Source organism: Brevibacillus sp. AG162, from assembly GCF_006715575.1.
GTDB lineage: Bacteria > Bacillota > Bacilli > Brevibacillales > Brevibacillaceae > Brevibacillus > Brevibacillus brevis.
The window spans coordinates 58,674-82,186 of record NZ_VFNO01000003.1; the positions used below are offsets into that span (position 1 = coordinate 58,674).

The 23,513-nt window shown below is 47.3% G+C and carries 23 protein-coding genes and 1 other RNA gene; 15 read left to right on the forward strand and 9 right to left on the reverse strand.

The genetic code is table 11. The features are described from left to right. Positions 1 to 121 precede the first annotated feature (121 nt). The 8 genes from FB479_RS10110 to FB479_RS10140 all read left to right on the forward strand — a co-directional run bounded on the left by FB479_RS10110 (position 122) and on the right by FB479_RS10140 (position 8,842). Positions 122 to 2,539: an EAL domain-containing protein gene (locus FB479_RS10110; protein ID WP_142064768.1), complete on the forward strand. Its 2,418-nt coding sequence runs from the start codon at positions 122 to 124 to the stop codon at positions 2,537 to 2,539. A 145-nt stretch (positions 2,540 to 2,684) separates the two neighbouring features. Then, the gene (locus FB479_RS30465; RefSeq protein ID WP_185746351.1) at positions 2,685 to 2,834 is read left to right on the forward strand and encodes a hypothetical protein; all 150 of its coding nucleotides are present in this window, start codon (positions 2,685 to 2,687) and stop codon (positions 2,832 to 2,834) included. Positions 2,835 to 2,838: 4 nt separating this feature from the next. Then, complete coding sequence (locus tag FB479_RS10115) at positions 2,839 to 4,371, forward strand: amino acid permease (protein ID WP_142064771.1); 1,533 nt, start codon at positions 2,839 to 2,841, stop codon at positions 4,369 to 4,371. A 332-nt stretch (positions 4,372 to 4,703) separates the two neighbouring features. Next, on the forward strand, positions 4,704 to 5,879 hold the full coding sequence (locus FB479_RS10120; protein ID WP_106652767.1) for an amidohydrolase: 1,176 nt from the start codon (positions 4,704 to 4,706) through the stop codon (positions 5,877 to 5,879). Between the two features lie 27 nt (positions 5,880 to 5,906). Next, positions 5,907 to 6,737 carry a DUF3100 domain-containing protein gene (locus FB479_RS10125; protein WP_142064774.1) on the forward strand — a complete coding sequence of 277 codons (831 nt, stop codon included), beginning with the start codon at positions 5,907 to 5,909 and terminating at the stop codon, positions 6,735 to 6,737. After that, a complete protein-coding gene (locus FB479_RS10130) occupies positions 6,734 to 7,171 on the forward strand; it encodes a hypothetical protein (protein ID WP_106652769.1) in 438 nt (145 codons plus the stop codon). The genes FB479_RS10125 and FB479_RS10130 overlap by 4 nt, the downstream gene beginning before the upstream one ends. A 93-nt stretch (positions 7,172 to 7,264) precedes the next feature. Next, a complete protein-coding gene (locus FB479_RS10135; RefSeq protein ID WP_106652770.1) occupies positions 7,265 to 8,053 on the forward strand; it encodes an ABC transporter ATP-binding protein in 789 nt (262 codons plus the stop codon). A gap of 99 nt (positions 8,054 to 8,152) precedes the next feature. Continuing rightward, on the forward strand, positions 8,153 to 8,842 hold the full coding sequence (locus FB479_RS10140; RefSeq protein WP_106652771.1) for an MBL fold metallo-hydrolase: 690 nt from the start codon (positions 8,153 to 8,155) through the stop codon (positions 8,840 to 8,842). A 59-nt stretch (positions 8,843 to 8,901) separates the two neighbouring features. Here FB479_RS10140 and FB479_RS10145 read toward each other — a convergent pair whose 3' ends face one another. The 3 genes from FB479_RS10145 to FB479_RS10155 all read right to left on the reverse strand — a co-directional run bounded on the left by FB479_RS10145 (position 8,902) and on the right by FB479_RS10155 (position 12,388). Then, positions 8,902 to 9,555 carry a SurA N-terminal domain-containing protein gene (locus FB479_RS10145; protein WP_106652772.1) on the reverse strand — a complete coding sequence of 218 codons (654 nt, stop codon included), beginning with the start codon at positions 9,553 to 9,555 and terminating at the stop codon, positions 8,902 to 8,904. 107 nt (positions 9,556 to 9,662) lie between these two features. Continuing rightward, the gene (locus FB479_RS10150) at positions 9,663 to 10,349 is read right to left on the reverse strand and encodes a tetratricopeptide repeat protein (protein WP_142064777.1); all 687 of its coding nucleotides are present in this window, start codon (positions 10,347 to 10,349) and stop codon (positions 9,663 to 9,665) included. 80 nt (positions 10,350 to 10,429) lie between these two features. Next, positions 10,430 to 12,388 (reverse strand): beta-propeller domain-containing protein, encoded by a 1,959-nt coding sequence (locus FB479_RS10155; protein WP_142064780.1) that lies wholly within the window; start codon positions 12,386 to 12,388, stop codon positions 10,430 to 10,432. A gap of 182 nt (positions 12,389 to 12,570) precedes the next feature. On the opposite strand from FB479_RS10155, the gene FB479_RS10160 reads away from it, so the two are divergent. The 5 genes from FB479_RS10160 to FB479_RS10180 all read left to right on the forward strand — a co-directional run bounded on the left by FB479_RS10160 (position 12,571) and on the right by FB479_RS10180 (position 17,875). Beyond that, positions 12,571 to 14,106, forward strand: coding sequence for a fumarate hydratase (locus FB479_RS10160; RefSeq protein ID WP_142064783.1), 1,536 nt, complete (start codon positions 12,571 to 12,573; stop codon positions 14,104 to 14,106). A 165-nt stretch (positions 14,107 to 14,271) separates the two neighbouring features. Then, positions 14,272 to 15,492 (forward strand): metal-dependent hydrolase family protein, encoded by a 1,221-nt coding sequence (locus FB479_RS10165; protein WP_142064786.1) that lies wholly within the window; start codon positions 14,272 to 14,274, stop codon positions 15,490 to 15,492. Between the two features lie 150 nt (positions 15,493 to 15,642). Beyond that, the gene (locus FB479_RS10170) at positions 15,643 to 15,984 is read left to right on the forward strand and encodes a LysM peptidoglycan-binding domain-containing protein (RefSeq protein ID WP_106652776.1); all 342 of its coding nucleotides are present in this window, start codon (positions 15,643 to 15,645) and stop codon (positions 15,982 to 15,984) included. Between the two features lie 100 nt (positions 15,985 to 16,084). After that, positions 16,085 to 16,273: a hypothetical protein gene (locus FB479_RS10175; RefSeq protein ID WP_047068706.1), complete on the forward strand. Its 189-nt coding sequence runs from the start codon at positions 16,085 to 16,087 to the stop codon at positions 16,271 to 16,273. A 192-nt stretch (positions 16,274 to 16,465) separates the two neighbouring features. Continuing rightward, positions 16,466 to 17,875, forward strand: coding sequence for an MDR family MFS transporter (locus FB479_RS10180; protein ID WP_142064789.1), 1,410 nt, complete (start codon positions 16,466 to 16,468; stop codon positions 17,873 to 17,875). A gap of 2 nt (positions 17,876 to 17,877) precedes the next feature. Here the strand turns inward: FB479_RS10180 and FB479_RS10185 are convergent, their stop codons facing one another. Together FB479_RS10185 and yfkAB are read right to left on the reverse strand one after the other, a co-directional pair. Continuing rightward, positions 17,878 to 18,132, reverse strand: a complete 255-nt coding sequence (locus FB479_RS10185; protein ID WP_106652778.1) for an alpha/beta-type small acid-soluble spore protein — start codon at positions 18,130 to 18,132, stop codon at positions 17,878 to 17,880. Positions 18,133 to 18,163: 31 nt separating this feature from the next. Then, positions 18,164 to 19,279, reverse strand: a complete 1,116-nt coding sequence (gene yfkAB, locus FB479_RS10190; RefSeq protein ID WP_106652779.1) for a radical SAM/CxCxxxxC motif protein YfkAB — start codon at positions 19,277 to 19,279, stop codon at positions 18,164 to 18,166. Positions 19,280 to 19,357: 78 nt separating this feature from the next. Between yfkAB and FB479_RS10195 the strand changes: the two genes are divergently transcribed. Then, positions 19,358 to 20,041, forward strand: a complete 684-nt coding sequence (locus FB479_RS10195; RefSeq protein WP_142064792.1) for a DUF1385 domain-containing protein — start codon at positions 19,358 to 19,360, stop codon at positions 20,039 to 20,041. A gap of 81 nt (positions 20,042 to 20,122) precedes the next feature. On the opposite strand, the gene FB479_RS10200 is transcribed toward FB479_RS10195, so the two are convergent. The 4 genes from FB479_RS10200 to FB479_RS10215 form a co-directional block, all read right to left on the reverse strand. Further along, positions 20,123 to 20,656, reverse strand: coding sequence for a gamma carbonic anhydrase (locus FB479_RS10200; RefSeq protein ID WP_007724325.1), 534 nt, complete (start codon positions 20,654 to 20,656; stop codon positions 20,123 to 20,125). Between the two features lie 13 nt (positions 20,657 to 20,669). Continuing rightward, positions 20,670 to 20,978, reverse strand: coding sequence for an iron-sulfur cluster biosynthesis family protein (locus FB479_RS10205; protein WP_106652781.1), 309 nt, complete (start codon positions 20,976 to 20,978; stop codon positions 20,670 to 20,672). A 206-nt stretch (positions 20,979 to 21,184) separates the two neighbouring features. Continuing rightward, positions 21,185 to 22,384: an MFS transporter gene (locus tag FB479_RS10210; protein WP_185746352.1), complete on the reverse strand. Its 1,200-nt coding sequence runs from the start codon at positions 22,382 to 22,384 to the stop codon at positions 21,185 to 21,187. A 152-nt stretch (positions 22,385 to 22,536) separates the two neighbouring features. Further along, positions 22,537 to 22,839 carry an ArsR/SmtB family transcription factor gene (locus FB479_RS10215; RefSeq protein ID WP_047069466.1) on the reverse strand — a complete coding sequence of 101 codons (303 nt, stop codon included), beginning with the start codon at positions 22,837 to 22,839 and terminating at the stop codon, positions 22,537 to 22,539. 147 nt (positions 22,840 to 22,986) lie between these two features. Between FB479_RS10215 and rnpB the strand changes: the two genes are divergently transcribed. Next, positions 22,987 to 23,376: RNase P RNA component class B (gene rnpB / locus FB479_RS10220), an RNA gene on the forward strand. Positions 23,377 to 23,513: the final 137 nt, after the last annotated feature.

The following is a 23,513-nucleotide window of genomic DNA, read 5'->3' on the forward strand; positions in this document are numbered from 1 at the left end:
GCCAGGGAATTATAAAACGGATAAGATGGGAGAATGTCACAGGCACGCCTACAACCTTTCCGTGAAAGCGCGGACGTTCCTCGTGAGTAGACTTCGGTAGAGGTTTTTGAAGGAGAATGCAATGAATAGTCTTGACCAATCCTATAGTATGACTCTGGTTTTTCTCTCCTATTTTATTTCAGCAATGGCGTCATACACAGCATTAGATCTGGGCGCACGTCTCCATTATGCAAAAGGCAGGGGACGTGTGTTTTGGTTATGTGCTGGAGCCGTCTCCATGGGGCTGGGTATTTGGGCTATGCATTTTGTTGCCATGCTTGCCTTGCATCTGCCGATTGACGTCCATTATGATAACCTGATTGTATTTTTCTCGATTGTTTTGGCCGTTCTATCATCAGCGCTTACATTATGGATTGTAAGCGAGCAATCCATGTCCAAAACGAGGGTAATAACAGGATCGGTTGTTATTGGGTCTGGTATCGCTGGAATGCATTATACAGGGATGGCAGCGATGATGATGAACGCCATTATTCTGTACGATTGGCTATGGTTTACCGTATCCATTTTCGTTGCCATCCTGGTTTCAATGGTTGCGTTGATTCTTACGTTTCAATTGCGTTCGGTGGATCCAGTAAAAGGTCTCTGGCGTAAAATTTTAGCAGGGCTGTTGATGGGGGCAGCCATTACCGGTATGCATTACACCGGTATGTACGCCATCACATTCGTCGCTCACGAGCACCTGACAATCGCAGTGATCTCGGATGATGACTCGGGGCTGATCGCTACCATGATTGGTATTGTGATCGTGTTGATTCTGGTCGTGACCTTGGCTTCTGTCTACGTGGACAAGCAATTCGCAGGGAAGACCTTGCGCGTGCTGGAAAGTGATCAACGCTATAAATCGCTATTTGAGCACAATTACGATGGGGTGATCTTTTACTCGATCGATGGTAGCCAAAGCGTCATGAATCCTGCGGCGATGCGATTGACAAAGGAGCAGAGCTTGCCTCTCGAAAAGTTAATGGCGATGTGTACTTCTAGAGATGCCGAGCTCATATCGACACATTTTATAAATGCAGTGCAAGGTGAGGCGCGCAACTACGAGATTACCTTGACCACGAGCGAGGGGCGTCAGCTTCATCTGAACATGACCCATACCCCCGTATTTGTCGATCAGCAGATTACGGGCGTATTTATGATTGTACGAGACATTACCAATAAGAAAGAATACGAGGCAAAAATCAATTATCTCGCTTTTCACGATTCGTTGACTGGTTTGCCGAATCGCCGTTTTGTCGAACAGCAACTGGATCAGGTGATCATGGAGGCACAAAGAACGGATCAGCAAGTTTACGTACTGTTTCTGGATCTCGACCATTTCAAACTGGTAAACGATTCCTTGGGGCATGATTTTGGTGACCTATTACTTCAGGAAGCCTCCTTGCGTTTGCAGGATTGTGTGGGTGAAAAAGGATCGGTGAGCAGGCTTGGCGGAGACGAATTCATGGTGATTCTTACGGATGTCACGGAAAAAGAAGTATTTTCTATGGCGAATGAAATCAACCAAAGGATTGAACAGGCCTTTTTTATCCATGGGCAAGAGCTGTACATAACGACGAGTATCGGGATTTCTCGCTATCCAGCGGATGGGCAAGACAGAAGTGTCTTGATGCGTAACGCAGATGCGGCGATGTATGCAGCCAAAGACAAAGGGAAGAACAGTTTCCACCTGTATATACCGAATCTGGAGCAAGCAGTGAATGACAAAATGAATATTCAAAATGAATTGAATCGCGCTTTGGCCAGGCAAGAATTTTTATTGCATTACCAGCCACAGGTAAGTGCCAAATCAGGCGCAATTGTTGGTGTAGAAGCGTTGATTCGTTGGAATCATCCTGAACGAGGCTTGCTTTTGCCAGACCAGTTCATCTCTGTAGCAGAAGAAACCGGGTTAATCGTACCGATTGGAGAGTGGGTGCTGCGGACGGCCTGCAAACAGAACAAGCAATGGCAAGAACAAGGACTCAAGCCGCTTCGGGTGGCCGTTAATTTTTCTGCGCGTCAATTCCTCAAACAAGACTTTACCCAGATGGTCGCTGAGATTCTGGACCAGACAGGGTTGGCACCGGAATACTTGGAGCTAGAAATTACAGAAAGCAGCATGATCGACGTCCAACGCGCCACCCAGGCACTTAAGGAACTGAAGCAATTAGGGGTGCACGTTGCGATTGACGATTTTGGAACGGGCTACAGTTCTCTCTATTATCTGAAAGAATTTCCGCTGAATCGTTTGAAAATAGATCGCTCGTTTGTGCGCGACATGATCGAACAGCCTTCCAATCAGGCCATCGTGTCCACGATTATTTCCATGGCGCATCATTTGCAACTGCATGTGATTGCGGAAGGGGTAGAGACAAAGGAGGAGCTTGCATTTTTGCAGGAGCATCTGTGTGAAGAAGTTCAAGGCTATTTATTCAGCAGACCGTTACCGAGTGAAGATGTAGCGTTTTATTTGCAGGCCCAAAAAGGCGCTAGTTAAACAAGAGGAGCAGCTCTCATGAGTTGCTCTTTTGTTTTGCATCTGCCAGCCAAATGAGGTGGTATAGCTGTCAAATTGGCACGTAAAATGTACTATTCCTGCTATCTTGTCAAGGAATTGCATCTAGGACGAAAGGAGGGGGAGAATGCTGGCTCTAGGTGTCATCTTATTGCTGTTTACCATTGGAGTTGCGATTGCCATCGGGTATCGGGCAAACGAAAGCGTCCGGCAATTTGATGAAAGCACGCATGAGAGCTTTATCGGTTCCCAAGCTGAGAAGGGAAGGGAGGGATAATAAAGTGCGGCAGGAAAAAGAACAGCAATTACTCGAGGACAAGAGAGACCTGAACAAGTTTGGTTATGCGCAGGAATTACTGAGGGATATGGGTGGCTTTTCGAACTTTGCGATCTCATTTTCGATTATCTCTATTTTGACAGGTGCCGTATCCTTGTACGGGCACGGTTTACTGTATGGCGGGTCTGGCATGATGGGCTTCGGATGGACCTTGGTAGCGTTATTCGTCATCCTGATTGCAGCATCGATGTCTGAACTCGCATCTGCGATCCCTACAGCCGGAGCCTTGTATCACTGGGCAGCTATTTTAGGAAGCAAACGGTGGGGCTGGTACACAGCGTGGATCAATCTCATAGGCCAGATCGGGATTGTCGCAGGCATTGACTATTCGTTCTCTTTGTTTGCAGATCCGCTGCTCGCGAGCGCGTTTGGCTATACCTCAACAGAAACGACCACGTTAATCCTGTTCGGGATCACACTCCTTTTGCACGGCACGTTTAACCACATTGGAATTCGACTCGTTGCCCGGTTAAATGACTTCTCCGCTTGGTATCATATTGGCGTCGTCGTCATACTCGTCGGAAGCCTCGTCTTTTTCTCCCGTCATGATTTGCAACCGCTTGATTACCTCTTTCAAGTTGGTCAAACCTTCTCAGACAAACCGTACGCAATTGCTTTTTTAATTGGGTTGTTACAAGCCCAGTGGACGTTTACTGGCTACGACGCATCGGCGCATACGATTGAAGAAACCATTAACCCGCGGGTTCGTGCTGCTTGGGGGATTTATACGTCTGTGGCCTTTTCCTTTATTTTTGGATTTATCATGCTTGCTTTTGTCACCTTATCCATCAAAAACGCAGCGGCTGCGAGTGAAGCGGAAAATGCATTTATTTATGTGATTAGCGAGGCATTAGGCGGCACATTTGGTTCGGTTGTGCTGTGGCTGGTCACCTTTGCGATGTGGTTCTGTGGCTTGGCGTCGATTACTTCCTTTTCGCGAATGTTGTATGCGTTTTCACGTGACAAAGGAATGCCGTGGAGCCACCAATGGGCAGAAATATCGACCAAGTACAGAACGCCGGCAAAAGCAATTTGGCTGGTTATCATTCTTTCCTTTGCGCTTGCCTTGTTCGATTACATCGTGAAAAGCATCAATCCTAATACGTCGTATACCACTTTGGCATTTCTTACAGCGGTAAGTGTCGTTGGGCTATATGTCGCCTACGGGATTCCCTTGTATCTCAAGCTCCGGGCAGAGTCGCGAGGACTATTTCAGCGGAAACATTACGGTCCATGGCATTTAGGAAACTGGAGTAAACCCATCAACGTGTTGAGTCTGACTTGGATCGTCTTCATCTCGATCATGATGGTGATTCCACCCAATCAAACTGCTGGGTATGCCTTGATTGCCATGTTTTTTGTGCTTCTGATCATGGATTTGGCTTATTACCGGAAGCATTTCAAGGGCCCGCAAGCTGCGCTGGGAAATTCGGAGGAAGACATTAAACGTCAGGAAGCAAAATTTCGGGACTCCTAATTGAAAAGAAGTTCCGCTTCATGAAATGTGAAGAGCCTCCCTTATGTCAGTATTGGCATAGGGGCTTTTTTCTAGAAAAGCTTCCAATCTAGCAGAGTAAATGTTTTTATTGTTCCAAATAGTATATTTTACATGGACATTATCGATAGAAAATTCTAAAATAACAAATAAATAGACACATACGGATGCAGATTCGACAGCTTTGTCCTCGTGGAATGGACATTTGTTATTTTCATCGTTCCGTGATAGAATTCACAAAACGATATTTTTTTTAGCTAAACTTAACTGACTCGGAAAATTTTGAGGAGAAAAACAAAAAAAGGAGTGATTGTGTGAGTTTGGAAACGAAGAAATGGGCGGATGAAGTAGCTGAGCAGGTAGTCTCATGGCGACGATATCTCCATCAGCATCCAGAATTGTCGTTTGAAGAGGAGAAGACATCCCAATTTATTTACGAAACGTTGGAATCTTTCGGGAATTTAGAGCTTTCGCGGCCAACCAAAACGAGTGTGGTCGCTCGACTGATCGGATCACAGCCAGGAAAAGTTCTTGGCATTCGCGCTGACATTGATGCTCTCCCCATTCATGAAGAAAATGATGTGCCATACGCATCTGGAAAAGCTGGCGTGATGCACGCATGCGGACATGACGGTCACACAGCGATGCTGTTGGGAGCCGCAAAAATTTTGTCCCAGTACAAGGATCAAATCAAAGGTGAGGTTCGTTTCTTCTTCCAGCATGCCGAGGAGCTCCCGCCGGGTGGGGCTGCCGAAATCGTAAGAGCTGGTGCAGCGGACGGACTGGATTCGATCATTGGCATTCATTTGGCATCGTACATGCCTGTCGGGAAATTCGGTGTTCTTTACGGGGCACTTACTTCATCGACAGATCGCTTCGATATCAAGATTCAAGGAAAAGGCGGGCATTCCTCGCAACCGGAAGCATCCGTTGATCCGATCGTTATTGGGGCACAGGTTATTACTGGATTACAACAAATTGTATCCCGCAATGTGAGTGCGTTGGACAAGGTCGTTATTTCGGTGACGATGCTGAATGCAGGGACAGCGTATAACATTATTCCGGATTCGATGACACTGACGGGCTCCACACGCTGCTTCGATGCGGAGATTCGCAAAAATATTCCGATGTGGATTGAACGAATTGTCAAAGGAATTACGGAAGCGCATGGCGCAAGTTATGAATTCACGTTCTCACATGGCTACACATCGGTTGTCAATGACAAGCAGGTGACCAAGCTGATGGAGGATACGATCCGCGAGCGTTGGGGAGAAGAAGAGATTATTTACATTGATCCTTTGATGCCGGGTGAAGATTTCTCTGAGTATTTGAAAAAAGCTCCAGGCTGTTTTATTCAATTGGGTGCTGGCAATCCAGACAAAGGCTTTACATACCCGCATCATCATCCACGCTTTGATTTTGATGAGGATGCAATGGTACGTGGGGTGGAATTGTTTGTTCGTGCAGCTCAAAAGGTCGTCATGGAGTAGAGCGAGATAGAATGAGGGGGATGTTGTATGGCAGAGCCACGCGTCAATGAGTACAAGCTGCATTTTATCGTACTTATTCTCGTCGCATTGACAGAATTTATCGGGACAAAAAAAATCAGTATTGGCATCGGGGTTATCGCTCTGTTTCCGATGCTCTACGCGCTCGTTTTAGGCGGGGCAATCAGCTGGCCTAAGTTTAAATTTTTGAGCGAAAAAGAAATGAACGTCGCAGCCAATATTTTGGGTGTTTCGTTTTTGATCTTTATTGCGAAGCTGGGAGCCAATATTGGTCCTGAGCTGCCTAAGCTACTCGGCTCTGGTGTATCCTTAATTGTCCAAGAGATGGGACACATTGTAGGGACAATTGCACTTGGTTTGCCAGTCGCATTGTGGCTGGGTCTGAAGCGTGAAGCCATTGGGGCTACATATTCTCTCGACCGTGAGCCAAACTTGGCAATCATTGTAGATAAGTTTGGAGCAAACTCTGCCGAAGCTCGCGGCGCGCTGGGTGTATATGTTTGCGGAACCTTGTTTGGTGCCATTTATATGTCGATTCTTGCAAGTATTTTAGGAAGCAGCGGGTTGTTCCACCCAATTTCTCTAGCGATGGGAGCCGCAGTTGGTTCCGGTAGTATGATGGCAGCAGCAACAGGCTCATTGGCTGTTATTTTCCCGGAAGCACAAAAAGACATTGCCTTTTATTCCGGAGCGGCAAACTTGATGATGAGTATCGTCGGTACGTACATATGCATCTTCTTCTCTTTGCCGGTCACACAAAAGCTGTACGCATGGCTTGAGCCTATCATTGGACGCAAAAGCGCTTCTTCTGCAGCAGAGGGGGGGAGAAAAAGCGCATGAATCAAATCTTGACGATTTTTATCATTGGCTTCATTGCTCTCATCGGTAACTGGATCGGTTATAAGGTACCAATCATGGAATCTTTGCCAGGTATTTTGCTCTTGGCGGTTATTACGTTGATCGGAATGGGCTTCACTCGCATTCTTCCGTTCAAATCCCCCGTCATTGTATGGATCTCTTTGTTTGCGATGCTTGCGACATCCCCGTTTTTTCCAGGGAACGAATATACGGCTGCTGCGATTGCCAAGATCAATCTGCTCGCATTGGCCACACCGATTCTTGCCTATGCAGGTTTGTCACTCGGAAAAGACGTTCATCTGTTCAAACAGCTTAGCTGGCGTATCGTAGTGGTGTCTCTCGTCGTCTTTACCGGTACGTTCCTGTTTGCTACGTTGTTTGCGGAGATTGTATTCAAGTTTCAAGGCGAATTTTAACGAAACTGTTTTTGTGTTTGGGCCTCCGTGTGCTTTCATATGCCATGGAGGTTCTTTTCACATACAACTGTGAGAGTCAGGAGTGGAGAGAGCATGATCATTGATGTGAGAAAGGTTACCTGGCAAAGAGATGAAACAACCATTTTGCAAGACATTGCCTGGCAAGTGCAAGACAAGGAGCATTGGTGTTTAGTCGGTTTAAACGGCTCAGGTAAAACCAGTTTGTTGAATATTATTTGTGGCTATGTATGGCCGACAAAGGGGGAAGTCAGTGTATTAGGCAATCTTTACGGAACAGTCGACTTGCGCGAGGTGCGTAAATCAATCGGCTGGGTAAGCACGGCACTGATGGCCCAGCTTCACGAGCATGAAACCGCACTCCGTGTCGTCTTGAGTGGACGGGAGGCAACCATCGGCTTGTATTCTGTTCCAGAGGAGGCGGACGTAGAGAAAGCGTCGGATTTACTCGATACGTTTGGATGCCGTGCATTAAAAAACAGGCGTTTTGCCGCTTTATCACAAGGGGAGAGACAAAAAATACTGATTGCTCGTGCGTTGATGGCTTCCCCTCGATTGCTCATCCTAGACGAGCCTTGTACCGGACTGGACTTGCTTTCAAGAGAACAGCTGTTGGCCATGATTGAACAAATCGCCAAACAGCCGAACGGGCCCACTCTCCTTTATGTCACCCATCATATCGAAGAAATTTTGCCTTGCTTCACGCATACCTTGCTGCTAAAAGCGGGGGAAGTCGACCAAGCTGGAAAAACAGATGAGGTCCTAACGGCTGAGCGTCTGACAAGCTTTTTCGGTGTACCTGTTCACATTCAACGATCGCAAGGAAGATCTTGGGTAAGCTTAGGGGAAGAGGCGACTGTTTGATCGTGTAGGATAAGTTTGGGCACGAGTCAGCACGGTTGTGTATGATTGTGTATAATAGCTATAAGAAACTGTATCTGGGAGGAGAGGAGAGATGGAGGCATGAACAATGTGATTGCACCAATCACAGACTCCACCTGGGCGATCATCACCTACGAGGAAGCGTGGAATAGCTACGTGAACAGCTATGTGATCAAACAAGGGAATGCCTTTGTATTGATTGATTCTCACCAGCGCAAGCAACGTTCATATTTTCAACAGGCGTTGGAAGAGATCGGGGTCAAGCCAGAGCGAACGGAATATGTCTACTTCACTCATCGACATGCTGATCATATTGGAAATGCCGATATGTTCCCTTCTCGAAACAATTGGATTCACCTCGACGATTATTACGAACTGGACGATTTTTCACAGACGCTATTCGGCCATACGTTTACAGGGAGTGGGGGAGATCTGCCTTCCCTGCGTTTCCGACAGCTTTCTTTTCATACAGAAGGCTCTGTTGCCTTCTTTGATCCCCAGACGAAAATATGCTTTGTTGGCGATCATTTGTGTTTTGAAAACACAGAACTCGGTCAAATTGTTGGCGGAGAAGTGGATTGTCGGACTGCTTATCAAGAACAATTGAAGCAATGGGTAGCTCGTGAACCAGAGCGAGCGGTGGAGTTTACGGAGGGCTTGGAGATTTTGCTGGATTGGCCTATTGAGTATTTAGCCACTGGTCATGGTCCGATTCTGCAAGGAGAAATTGCGCCGTTTTTGCAGGAACTCATTGCGATTGCACGTACGTAATATATACAAAAAAGACTTGTGCGCCTCAACTGGCTGACCACAAGTCTTTTTTGTGCGAATTATTTTGACGCAGGAAGTTCTGCTTTGTCCGCTTCTTTCTCTTGATCCTCTACTTTTTCAAATGCCTTGTCCAAAATTTGAACATTATGCTTTTGCTTCAATTCCTTGATCCACGTACTCATGTTGGAACGTTTGTTTTTATCTTTTACTTTCTCCGTTACCTTTGGACGTACTTCTTCTAGCGTACCCTTGAGCTTTTCTTTGTTTTTCTCATAGTATTCCTTGATTTGCTCTTCCGTGATCGGGTAAGCTTTCTCAAACATCTTGTCCCTTAGCATAATCAAACGTGATCTCTCACGCAATTCATCCTCGGTAATTTCTTCTTCAGTCAAATACTCTTGGAATTTCTCTGGCCCCATTTTTTCTTTGATTGGGTTAATCTTTGCGTCCAGTTCCTGATCACTTACCGTGATTCCCTGTGCATTCGCTTCTTGTTTATACACTTCCTTGATGATGAGATCAGACATCACGCGTTTCCCAGCTTCTTTTTTCATAGCCTCGTATGCTTGATCTTTGGAAATAGAGACATTCCCCACTTTAGCCAGTGTTTCTGTAGAGGAAGAAGCAGATTCTTTGCCAGATGTACAGCCCGCTACAGCGAGACCGAGTACAAGTGCTGAGGCAGCAAGTATAGATACATTGAATTTTTTCATTAAAAATACCTCACTTTCTTGATAGTAATACGACTGTGCATAGAGCAGCGTTACGGGGACCGAAAATAAAAACCGCACACATAAAGCAATGTGCGGTCGTCAATCATTTAGCTGGCTTGTGTAGAGGCTTTTTTCCACTCTTCCAAGCGTTTTTCCAGTACGGTGTGATTCAGATGCAAAAGACTGGCTGATTTGTCCATCAATTGCTTGAGATGGGAAAGAGCTCGCTCGTAATTTCCTTTGGCAGCTTCAATCTCTGCCAAGCAGAAGAGCTTCCAGTCTTTTGCCGATCGTTTGCTTGCGATCAGCTGGTAAGCTTCTATGGCACTCTCGACTTCACCCAAGCGGGCGTGAGAGCAGGCAATAAGAGCTAAGGAATCAGTCATTCCCTGATCACGCTGGTAAATACGAAACGCCACTTCCAAGGATTCGTTGTATCGTTCGGATGAATAGTAAACGATCGCCAGGTTGTAAAACAAGTAGTGAATCATCGCTTGATTGAATAACGTTGGTCGTTCTTTGCAGACGTTGATTCCTTGAACGATATATTTTTCGGCCATTTCATAATTGCCAAGCATGATCTCATGTGTTGATTTATCCAGCATAGCGACAGCACGGGAACGGTTCTTCCGATAGGAAGCCTCCAGCCAGCGCAATCGAATATTCAAACGGCGTTTGAAAAGATTGGCGATGTACTGAAAGCGGAAGGGCCAGTGCAGGCGAATAAACATAACCAACAGCACAGCCGCAATCCCTGCCAGCGTTGATGTCAAATTAAAACTCAAATACTCCACGTAGTGACACCCTCTCTATTTACGCTGCATCTATTACCCCATCTTAGCACAGAACCTGTCCGCATGACAGAGCATTACCGCTATTTCGTCAATGGCAAGATATTCTCTTTTTTGGGGGTAGAGAGCTGCTGCGTTTTGACGAAATCGTCGGAAACGGTATAGAGCGTGTCGCCAATCGTGAGTATCCGCTTAATGTTACTGGAGCTGTCGTACCAGCCTTCGCCTGCTCTCGCGATATCTTCCTTCGCCAGATGAGTGATCTGATCTGTCAGTTGAAAGCCTTTTTGCAGATCGAGCTGATATACATAGGCACCCTGGAAAGTAAAGTGGCCGTACTCGCGCATATCGTTTTTGGCTTTTTGTTCAGATGTTCGTTCGTGAACTGTGACAGGAAAGGCTAGCAGATTTTTTTCTTTCGAGAACAGCAGAGCCTTGTGATTGCGCAACAGCTCGGAGTCCGTTCCTCTGTCCCCGATAACAGTCTTGAACTTTTCCTTCGGTTTCGTTACATCACTGACGTCAAAGAGGGCAATTTTCATCCCTTGGTAGTACGCCCAGTCTTTATCTGCTTCTGCTTCTTTGCCAAAACCGATGATATGGTTTTCATCATACGGGTGTAAATAGTCGCTGTAACCTGGAATTTTGAGGGCACCTAGTACGCTTGGAGCAGAAGGCTTCTTCAGATCGAGAACGAACAGCGGGTCGACTTTTTTGAAGGTGACCATGTAGGCACGATCTCCCATGAAGCGGACAGAGTAAATGCGTTCTCCTGGTGCGATGCCTTCCAGCTTGCCAAATACCTCAAGTTTGTTGTCCAGTACATACAAGTTGTTTTTCGACGTATGCTCATCATCTCGCCACATGTTTCCGCTCGTGGTGGCGATTCGGAAATAACCATCGTTTTCATCCATGGAAAACTGGTTCAGAATGCGTCCAGGCACCGACCCTTTTCCCGTATACCGAATGTCTCCCTTGTTCATGGCAAAGCGGTAAATGGTTGTATCTGACTCCATGGGAGGGGCAATCAAGGGAGTTGTCGCTCCTTTTTGCTTAACAGCTACTGGCTGGACATTGTTCTGGGTGACGGCTACATACAGATTTTTGGTGGATGCATAGATGTTCTCCCCAGCACCAAGATACGTATTCAGTGACATCTCTTGTTTCGTATCATCCAGATTCACGCCAGCGACGATCAAATACTCTGGACGAAAATGATCCGGGAAGTAACGAATCTCGCTGTAGGGAATGGTTTGGTATTGGTTATGATGGACGCTGTCTTTATACGTTGGGCCGGGCACTTCTGCTTTCTCTTGCAGAATACGATAAGCATCCATGTAATGGTTGGCTGTCACGTACAAGCTCGCGCCGATTTTGCGGGACGACATGTACTGGCCTTCCAGCTCCAGTTGACGAATGAGCCTAGGCTGTTTTTTGTCCGTAATATCGTAGATCATGGTTTTCACTGACTGCATGCCTTGGTAATGGGGGATGCCTCTTTTGGAAGCAGGACCAGGAGGATAGGAGATAGTCTCATCCGCTTGCCCGATTACAATGAGTCTACGATCGTCTACGTACATTTCTTGCGGTACGAATTTTCCATTGTCATAGCTGATACGGCTTGCGACTTTCATCTCGGTGGCAGGATACGCTTTGACGATGCGCACTTCATTTTGCGTGGATTGATAAAGATAAGTTCCGTCTGATTTTACGATATCTGCTTCATCGACGCCCTGCACTTGTGTGTTCGTTGTGGAAAAATCACCCCGAACAGCGCCGCTGGAAGTGTCAGCTACTTTGTTGGCAGTGCTAGGTGCGGATGCAGGCAAAGCGGAACTCGTTTCCAGGGTGGCGTAATGGTAGCTGTCCAGGTTTGATGATTGGATGAGCTTTTTTAGCTCCGCATAGGAACCGACTACTGGCAAATCCTCTGTAGATGCGGCTTGAACGGCTGGCTCCGCGACTGTACCCGTCGAGAACAGGAAGGGTATAGCGGTCACCACCAGTACGGAGGCGAGAAGCCCGGCAATTGTTTTTTTCATTTTGATCCCCCTCATATGTGCTTCTTGCCAAAATTTGTTGTCGGTAATTAGACGACGCACGTTTACGGAATGTTTCACACACTCTTTGGGCAGCAATCTACGGACAGGTGGGGGAGCGTGTGCTATAATAATAGGCGGTTTATGCTACCATTTACACCACTACGTCAAAAGGGGCGTCATAGATGGAAAACTTGAAGCAAAGCATTCTGGAACTGATCACGGATACTTCTACGAATCTACCACCAGACGTGCGTCGTGCCGTCAATGCAGCTAAAGTGAAAGAGGATCTTGGCACGCGTGCAGCGCTGTCTTTGTCTACGATTGCGCAAAACGTCGTCATGGCAGAAGAAAATGTTTCTCCGATCTGTCAAGATACGGGGATGCCAACTTTCGAAGTAAAAACTCCGGTTGGAGTCAACCAGCTGATCATTAAACAAGCAATCAAGGAAATGATTGCAGAAGCAACCAAAACAGGCAAGCTGCGTTCCAACTCCGTAGATTCCTTGACGGGTGCAAACACAGGGGACAACCTCGGACCAGGTACGCCTGTGATTCACTTCGAGCAATGGGAAGAGAATGAAATCGAAATCAAGCTGATTCTCAAAGGCGGCGGCTGTGAGAACAAGAACATCCAATATTCCCTGCCCTGTGAGCTCGAAGGCCTGGGTAAAGTGGGCCGTAACCTGGATGGCATTCGCAAGTGCATCCTGCACGCAGTTTACCAAGCGCAGGGACAAGGCTGTAGTGCCGGCTTCATCGGCGTAGGAATCGGTGGCGATCGCACTTCCGGTTATGCACTGGCGAAGCATCAATTGTTCCGCAAAGTAGATGATGTCAATCCAATCGCTGATTTGGCTGCATTGGAAGACTACATCATGGAAACAGCGAACCAGCTCGGAATCGGAACCATGGGCTTCGGTGGCAACTCGACTCTGCTCGGCTGTAAAATCGGCGTGGAAAACCGCCTGCCAGCAAGCTTTTTCGTATCCGTTGCGTACAACTGCTGGGCATTCCGCCGTCAAGGTGTTCGCCTGAACCCGGAGACTGGCGAAATCCTCCGTTACCTCTATAAAGACGAAGAAGTGGCGATGGACTTGTCCCCAGTAGCAGCTAAGGACGATGCGGGCGAAAAGCGCCGAGAGGTTGTTCTGGAAGCGCCAATCTCTGAAGAACAAATCCGCAGCCTGCGAGTGGGCGATGTGGTCATTATCAATGGAGAAATGCACACAGGACGCGACGCCCTGCACAGCTACCTGATGGATCATGACTGTCCAGTAGACCTCAATGGAGGGATCATTTACCATTGCGGTCCAGTTATGCTGAAGGACGAAGCAGGCGAGTGGCATGTAAAAGCGGCTGGCCCGACTACCTCTATTCGCGAGGAGCCGTACCAAGGCGAAATCATCAAGAAATTCGGAATCCGTGCCGTTATCGGAAAAGGCGGAATGGGTGCGAAAACCCTGAAAGCATTGAACGAGCATGGCGCTGTGTACTTGAATGCGATTGGCGGAGCGGCCCAGTATTATGCAGAATGCTTGGAAAAAGTAGAAGGTGTCGACTTCATGGAATTTGGTATTCCAGAAGCGATGTGGCACCTGCGCGTAAAAGGCTTCGCAGCAATTGTCACCATGGATTCTCATGGCAACAGCTTGCACGCGGATGTGGAAAAGTCTTCTGCAGAGAAATTGGCTCAGTTTGCGGCACCTGTATTTAAATAAGGAATGTAACACGAAAGCCTCTGGCGCACTTCACGTGCTGCCGGAGGCTTTTTTTTCAAACTAGGCGGGAGAGGGGAAGGAAATCGTTGGATAGATGATGAACTTTCGAGGGACTAACCAGGATTGCGGACAGATGGATTTTCATTTTTGACAGGGGGGACAGGAATGAAATGGTTGATTGCTGATCGTGTCATTATCGGAGATGGAGAGCATGTAATCGAACAAGGCGCTGTTGGGATTGATGAACGAGGAAAGATTGTAGCAGTAGGGACAGAATCGGAGCTTACGGATTCCATTTCGGAAGGAGAGGTAAAGCGGTACAGCGGATGCTCCATTTTGCCAGGCTTGATCGATTTACATGTTCACATCGGGTATTGGTGGAGCAAACCAGACTCGGCTGAGTATCGCAACAACGATGGACTCGTGGCTTTACTTGCGACAGCGAACTTGAAAGAGGCACTTTCCTTGGGGGTCACGACGATCCGCGATGTAGCAGCACCGGATGGATTGTGCAGTACGCTGAAGCTGGCAGCCAAGAACAAGTTCATTGTTTCTCCTCGTCTTTTTCAAGTAAACCAAGGGATTATTATGACCGGGGGGCACGGCTGGCAATTAGAGGGTGCCCTGCGAGAAGCAAATGGCCCGTGGGAAGTGCGGACAGCCGTGCGTGAACAAGTGAGAGCAGGAGCAGACTGGATCAAGCTCATGACGAGCCATCGTACACCAACGCCGGAGTTCACACAAGAGGAGCTGGATGCGGCGGTTGATGAATCTCATCGCTTGGGACGGAAATGCTGTGTGCATGCCTCACTCCAGCCGGCGATCCAGATGGCGATTGATGCGGGATTTGATACGATCGAGCACGCGACGTTTATGACCGTCGAACAGGCAGAGCATATGAAAGAAAAAGGACTCGTGTGGGTACCGACCATGATCACCTTTTTTCAGATTGCTGATTATTACAAGCATATTTGGAATGAGCAACAACAGGCGAATCAAGGCATATTGAGCGAAGGGATTATCGAGCAAGGAGCCTTTTTCCTCGAATCGGAAAAGGCGTACCGCGAGAACTTCGCACGATTGATGAATACAGGCGTAAAGATCGCTACGGGTACGGATATCGTATTGGAAGGCTATCCGATTACACCTGTGGCAGAAGAGATCAAGCTGATGGTGGAACTGGGGATGGAGCCAATTCGGGCGATCCAGGCTGCTACCCAAAACGCTGCAGAGGTGCTGGACCAAGGAAGCAAGATCGGAACGTTAGCGCCAGGTTATTTTGCAGATTTGCTTGTGGTAAAAGGTGATCCGCTACAAGAGATAGAGGTATTGAAGCAAGTAGAAGAAGTGTATCTTGAGGGTGTGACTGTGTTTTCCAAGTGTTAATGGGGCAGAGCCTTGCCATTTCAGGTTTGTAACGGCGTTTGTACTGGGTGTTTGACTATTCTTTGCCAAAATGGGTATTGGTTTATTGCGCGTGTATCAAGGCGGGCATAGGTTAATAACGAATGATCACAGATAAAAGGAGTGAGATTCGTGAACTATGTAGTCCGTGCCGGAGATACGCTGAACAGCATTGCGGCTCGTTTTGGTGTATCCGTTCAGGAATTGATCCGCGTGAATAATATCGCCTATCCTTACTACATTTACGTCGGTCAAAATTTGTACATCCCGACCACAGCGACACCAGCACCTGGAGTGGAAGTCAATCGGCGCTTGGATCGTCTGGAAAGGCGAGTAGATGCGCTGCGAGAAGATTATCGCAGACTGGATAACCGCGTAGATCGATTGGAGAACCGTGTCACTCGAGTGGAGCGAGCCATTACGCCGACACCACCTCCGCGCCCACGTCCGACCGTTACGCCTCGTCCACGCTAAGCAGCTGGATAGAGGGTCGAATAATTTTCCACACTTCGCCATTTCCTCTTCGCCCGAACCTGCATAAAGTGATACGAGAGGATTAAGAGGAGGTGCGGCCATGCTAGGGTTAAATGGAAAAAACATCCGACACCATTTCATGGGCGTCTATGGAAAAGTGGTGCAGATTCGGGAACTGGTGGATGTCATCGATCAAGTTTTTGACTCTGTAAACAAAGTGGGCGACATTGGAAAGGCGATGCTTGGACCTCGGAAGGCAAGTGCCAAAAAGCTCGACAAGCTGAGATGAATGGCGAAAGGAATTGCATAACAAAAAAACCGCGTCCGTAATGGAGGCGGTTTTTATTTATGGTTCGTTCATAGTTACTAGGGGCAGAATCTATCATCAGAATAACTCATTTGAAAGAAAAAGTCTATTCTTTTTTTGGAATTTCCCTTATATTTTTGGAGCTGTTATCAACTGACTTCAAAAAGGGGAGTGATGGAGATGGAAAAGGAAAAGCGTCGGGTTGGATTGGTTACGGGTGGAGTGCTGATGGGGCTAGTCTTGTCATCGTTGGATCAGACGATTGTATCAACAGCCATGCCGACAATCACGAAAGAGCTCGGAGGTTTATCGTTTTATAGCTGGGTGTTCGCCATTTATATGCTCGCATCGACCACGAGCATGCCCATCTATGGGAAAATGGCAGACTTGTTTGGGCCAAGAAAAATGTATTTGATCGGTTTGCTTCTGTTTCTGGTAGGATCTCTTTTGTGCGGCATGGCTAATTCTATGACGGGTCTTATTGCAGCGAGAGGAGTCCAAGGCTTGGGCGCTGGGGCATTAATGCCGGTTGCATTCATTATTGTGGGTGAACTGTATCCACCCGAAAAGAGAGGCAAATTTCAAGGTCTTTTCGGAGCAGTCTTTGCCATGACGAGTATACTCGGACCCTCGTTGGGAGGAATTCTCGTGGAGCATCTGCCGTGGGGATGGATCTTCTTTATAAACCTTCCTATCGGTATCGCTGCCTTTTTGATCATTGCCCTAGCCTGGAGTGATCAGCGGCACTACGATAAGAAGCCTGTCATTGATTGGTATGGGGCGATTAGCTTGAGTGCAGCTATCATTCTCATCCTGCTGTCCCTTGTCATGGAGGGGAGGGAATACAAAATCGGGTTAGGGGGAGCGGGTATCTTGCTTCTCGGCATGTTCATTTGGATTGAAACCAAAGCAAAGGAACCCCTGCTTCCGCTTTCCCTATTTCGCATCCCGGCCATTGGATATGGCAATCTCGTAGGATTCCTTGTGAGTGCCGCTTTGTTCGGTGCAATCGCATACATCCCTCTGTTCGTCCAAGGGGTACGCGGTGCGACTCCCTCAGAGGCTGGATACCTTTTAGTGCCACTCATGTTGTCCGCAGCGATTTCTTCGACGATTGGGGGAAGATGGATGGCAAAAGCTACATTTCGGGCGATTCTGATTCCCAGCTTAATCATTATGGCGACAGGCTTTTACCTTCTGAGCACGATTGATGTAGGGACAACCAACACACAGCTCGTCATCTATATGATTGTCACAGGTCTAGGCATGGGGGCAATCTATCCTGCACTCGGTACAGCAGCACACAGCGCTGTAAAACCGCAAGATCGGGGCGTTGCCATGTCGACATCGCAATTATTTCGTTCTATTGGGGGGACGATTGGAATCAGTGTGTTTGGGAGCATCGTAGAAGGGCGGATGCGGGCAGGATTGGTGTTTAGTGAAGCTTTGCACGGCGTCTTTATCACTGGTTTGATTCTGATTGGAATCAGTTTGGTAGCCAGTGTCCTACTCGGCAATATTCGATTGCTGGACAAAGAACCCCGCCATTCGCATACATCAAATAGCGGGGTTCCCAAACAATAGGATCACGGATTTTTATTCATGCCTTCCATTGCCATCCGAACCATCTCTCTGACCATACTGCCGCCCAAGCGTCCTCCGATTCGACCGGCATCGTGAGAGGTTAACTGTCCATTGTAGCCCGGCTGCAAAGGAACATGAATTTCTTCTGCGACTTCGAATTTTGCCTGCGCGGGATCATCAACGTGTGCAACCTGCGCTTTTAGGGCGTCCAGTCCTTTTCTCGCCTCGGGGACGAGAGGGCGTTTGCGTCTGCTCATGGTAGATCACCTCACGCCCTAGCATGCCCAATTAGACGAGTGCTTTGCGTAGAGTGAAATCAGTCTCCTGATAGTAAGTATTGGCAACGAGCAGGTTCGGTCCTGCACATGCAGCAGCAGGGCAGAAGCAATTGATCTTCTGATTCAGCGTGTGTTCTTGCCATTTTTCAAACATCGACTGGAGCTGATCGGTTTGAATATTGCCCAATGGCTCTACGTCTCCGAAATCGGTCACGATGACATCGCCGGTGAAAATGTTGATGTTAAGACGATTGCGACCATCTGGATCATTGCGAGTCGTCACATTTTTCGCAGAGCGCAGTCTGCTGATCAATTCCCTGTCTGCTGCTTCAGGACTACAAGCGAAAAACGGAAGCGTCCCGAAAAGCATCCACAAATCTTCATTACGTACATCGAGCATCCGATGAATGGCTTGACGAAGCTCATCGAGTGAAAGTACATCCAGATCACGGGCAAAATCACTCGCGTACATCGGGTGTACTTCATGTCGCTTGCTTCCCATCTCCTGAATCTGACGGTGGAGGGTATCGAGCTTTGTCCATGTGCGATGATTCAGCATCGTTTCGGCTGAGACAAATACACCTGCTTCCGAGAGTTTGCGAGCATTTTCCATCATCTCATGAAATTGTGCTTCCGCTCTTTTGATTGAAACCGGCTGCCGTGCTTTTGCGTAAACAATATCATGGAATTCCTCGGGAGTAGACCAGTTCCACGAAATATGCATGACATCGATGTAAGGCAGGATCAACTCATACCGAGAAAAAGGCATGGACATGTTGGAGTTGATTTGCGTCCGCAGCCCACGATCTGCTGCATATTGTAGAATAGGTGCGATCACAGTTTTCACGGTGCGCTCGCTGTACATCGGTTCTCCGCCTGTTATACTGATAGTAAGCAGATCTTTTGCTTCATCGAGACGACGGAGTATAAGATCGACAGGGAGAGCGGGATCGTCTTTGTATCGCAATGTATCACCAACCGCGCAATGCTCACAGCGGAGATTGCACAGATTCGTTACAGTAAACTCGACGCTGGTAAGTTTATAGGCGGGGGGTGTCGCATTGAACAACGGCTCCCATGGATCGTGTAAAGGTGTTAATGGTGTAGTTGGAACCATGCGGATCAATTGTGGAAACCTCCTTCATTCTGCGTACAACTCAACCTATTATAACGACATTGGGGCGGAAGGAGAATAGCTAACGAGATGATTATGGGGATGTCTTTTGGACGCGGTGTGCTTTTTCATGATCGAAATGTGCTGGCTTGCGCGGAAGTAAAAGACGGAGTCATTCATATGTGGGCGGAAAAAATCACATTGAAAACAATAGGGAAGCTCTGGTATCGAATATTTTTCTCCTTTCCGTGGTACTATCAATTGTTTCACCTCATGCTTGCTTGTTATGTACTGGCAGCGATTTTGAAGCCAGACTGGGCCATCATCGATCCGATGTGGGTAGCTGTATACATCGCAGGCTTTCACTTCGTTTTTCCGAAAAAGATGAAAAAATTTCACGGTGCGGAGCATAAGGTGTTTAGCTATGGAGGGAAGAAGTCGCTAGCAGCACTGAAAGAGATTCAACGGGCAAATATCGTAAATGACGGTTGCTCGACGAATCTGGTCGTGTGGTTTTTTACGGGGTTCCTTTTGTCCGTATTCTTTTTACCCTTAGAATGGAGCGTCGCATGCGGGGTAGCAGGGCTGCTTGTCGGCATGCTCGGGGATCGTTACGTGCGTAAATATTTCGGTTTTCTTTACAAGCTGTCGGCGTTCTTTCAAAAATACAGCACGACCAAAGAACCGGATCGGCTTCATTTAGAGACAGCGATTCGCTCGTATATGCTTTTTGAACACATTCGCGAAGTGGATCGATTGCAGAATGCTTCGTAAGGAAAAAGCGGTGTTTCCACTAAGGATACGCCGCTTTTTTTGTTCCAAGCACAGGTCTGTAACGTCATTGAATTCATTTTCCTACTCCCGTTCTAGCGGGCTTTCTTCCAGTTGACGATACATCTTTCCTTTATCCACATACGATTGGCGAATGCGTACGAATTCTTTCAAGTCTGCCTCGTTAAGTTCGCGTTTTACTTTCGCTGGATTGCCGACAACAAGCGAGCGAGGTGGCACTTTCATGCCTGGAGGAACGAGTGCACCCGCAGCAACCATCGCTTCTTCCCCGATTTCCGCCCGATCCAATACAATTGCGCCCATTCCGATCAATGCGCCGCGACGTACCACGCAGCTATGTAAAACGGCATTATGTCCAACGGTCACCTCGTCTTCGAGGATCAACGGATTGTTCGGGCTTTGATGCAGGGTGCTGTTGTCTTGCACGCTGACGCGTTTTCCGATGACGGTCGGAGCAATGTCCCCGCGGATCACAGTGTTGTACCAAATAGAAGAATCCTCGCCGATTTCGACATCGCCAGAAACGACGGAGCCTTTTGCCAGGAAAACAGTAGGGTGAATCTTCGGTTTGATGTTTTCAAATGATAAGAGCAGCATAGTAACCTCCTAATCAATGAGTAAGCGAGCAATCTGTTTGCATCGGGCGCGGATGGAAAATGGAGAAGCGGCCAGTTGCAGGATCGCAGTCGATGACTGTCCCGGAGAGCTTGTCTATCTCATGCGTTTGATAAAAGAAACGAATTCCACTTATTTCTTGTTCGAGATCATGTTTTTCCGCTTCCGTAATGGCGATGCTATATGTATAGCTGCCACAACCCGTCGTAGTCGGAACGAGTCTGATTCCGAGCTGCTCAGCATCCGCTTCTTCCGCGATCATTTGTGCAAGACGTACTGCCGCAGTTGGAGTAATGGTGATCATCGTCCTACCTCCTTATCGCCTATCTATTGTACTACAAATGGAACCTTTGTGACTGAAACCATATATTTGCCTCATCGGCAAGGTAATGCTTTATTCGAGCGTAAAGCCCGTACCACTAAGGTACAGGCCACCACATTGTAAGCTCAAGCAACTCTGTGTCCATTATAAATGTTACCGTACAATTTCCCCGACATGATAAGCTCGCTTTATGAGGGGTAATTTCGTAAGTTTGTGTTCTGTTGTGCAACCTTTTCTTTTAACATAACAATTAAAAATAGGGAAGCAAGGATGGCGATCGCCACGCTAATCGTACCCAACCATGTAATCGAAGACAGGGAAACTTGCTCAACCGCAATGCCTCCGAAACCTGCCCCTGCGGCCATCGAGAGCTGCATCATGGATTGATTAAGACCAAGCATGATCCCTGAATTATTCGGTGCAATCCGTACCAAATTAAACTGTTGCGTAGGCCCGGAAGACCATGCAGCGAAAGACCATAATACCAAAATGGCGATAACTGTAAACGGTTGAGGCGAGATAGCAACAGTAACTGAAAGCAAAATGAGAGCAACAACGTGCAGGATCATTCCACCAAGTAAAGTGGGGGATACTCCCCATTTGTCAGTGCTGAAACCACCCAATTTGGAACCGATCAGACTAGCTACGCCGAACGCCAATAAGGCGCCGCTCAACAAATTCTCATTCATGCCTGCGACTTCGAGAAGATAGGGTGAAATGTAGGTATATGCGAGGGAATACCCACCCAGCCAAAAGAACGTAATCGATAAGCCAAGTGCGACCTTCGGGTTTTTCAATAATGCTAACTGCTTAGACAGAGGTACCGGCTCATCCCCTTGCACTTGCGGGATCGTCCGGGACAGGACAAACATCGCCAGAAGTCCTGCCAGCGCAATGATACCGAAAACGGATTGCCATCCAAATGTAGCGGCGGCTGCGCGTCCGAGGGGAACACCAATGATTAATGATGCGGTAAATCCCATAATGACGGTTGCAATCGCACTTGCCTGTTTACCTGCAGGAGCGATCTTGGACGCGATATCTAACGCAGTCACAACAACCATCCCTGCTCCTAAAGCCATGATCACACGGGCTAGAACAAACAATTCAAATTTCGGCATAGCGAATGACAGTATATTGGCTAACACGAAAATACCTAGTGCACTAACGAGAAGCCTCTTTCTATCCATTTTCGCAGTTAGTGCCATCATGATCGGGGTGAAAATGGCATAAACAAATGAAAAAATAGTAACAAGCTGACCCGCCGCTGTAATTGAGATGCCCATGGTACTGGAGAGTTTATCAAGGATGCCTGAAATCACGTACTCGGATGTCCCAACTAAAAAACTGACCAATGCCAAAAAGTAAACCTTCCATGTATTCGACATGTATTTCACTCCTGTTAAAATATTTGCATCTTTCATAAGATGTTGTCCAATAATACTGATTCAAACCGCAAAATATTAATATATCGAGATATATCGAAATGTGCTTTTGAAATAAAACTGAATACTCCATGAAGCATTCAGCTTTATTTCGATCATATTTGACTACTAAAAAAGGCTCCAATTTCACGTATTTTTTCTTCGTCCCTGGTATAATACGTGTATTTGCCAATACGCTCCGTCTTGATAAGGCCGGCTCGTTGGAGAATGGACAAATATTGGGATGCGGTTGATTGGGTCATATTCAATTTCTCAGTTATCTGGCTGACGCATACCCCGATTTTCCTCATATCAACTCCTTCATGGGGCGTAAAATGTTTTTCAGGCTCTTTTAACCAATACAAAATTTGAAGTCTAGACTCGTTGGACAGCGCTTTAAAAATTTCAATTGGATCCATACGCATAATTATATCGAGAATTATCGATATGTAAAGACCTCCGATCGAAAATAACGAATAACCATACTCACTAACCTTCCAAATCCTGCTTGTTGACCATGTATGAGCCATGTGATAGAGTAAATGTTACTGATTCTGATGTGCAGGAAATGTGGGTAGTCGCTGCCGCAATCGTTTCGACGATTGGCGGTAGAGGAAAGTCCAGGCTCGCCCAGGCTGAGATGCCTGGAGTGTTCGTACCTGGTGCAAGCCAGGGCAGTGAGGCGTCAAGCCTTGCTGACGGCGTGGAAAGGGCTCTCTCTGAGGCCCGAGTACGCTGAAAGTGCCACAGAAACGTAGCTTTTCTGGCGACAGAAAAGATGGAACGCGGTAAACCCTGCGAGCGAGAAACCCAAATTAGGTAGGGGAACCGTCCTGAAGGAATCAAACGGAAAGGACGGATGGTATCTTCGGATGCCATAGATAGATGGCTACCGCTCTTGGTGCGAGGGATTGCCCCGCTTGAAGCACGGGAGAGACAGAACCTGGCTTATAGCATTTCCTGCTGGAATGAAACGTAAAACCACCTGAGATCTCAGGTGGTTTTTTTACGTTCAGCGAAATATCGTGAACCCGCTACCTATCAATGTTTAAGAACAGTGGAATGAATTACCGTGAACAAGCCTTGAAACTTT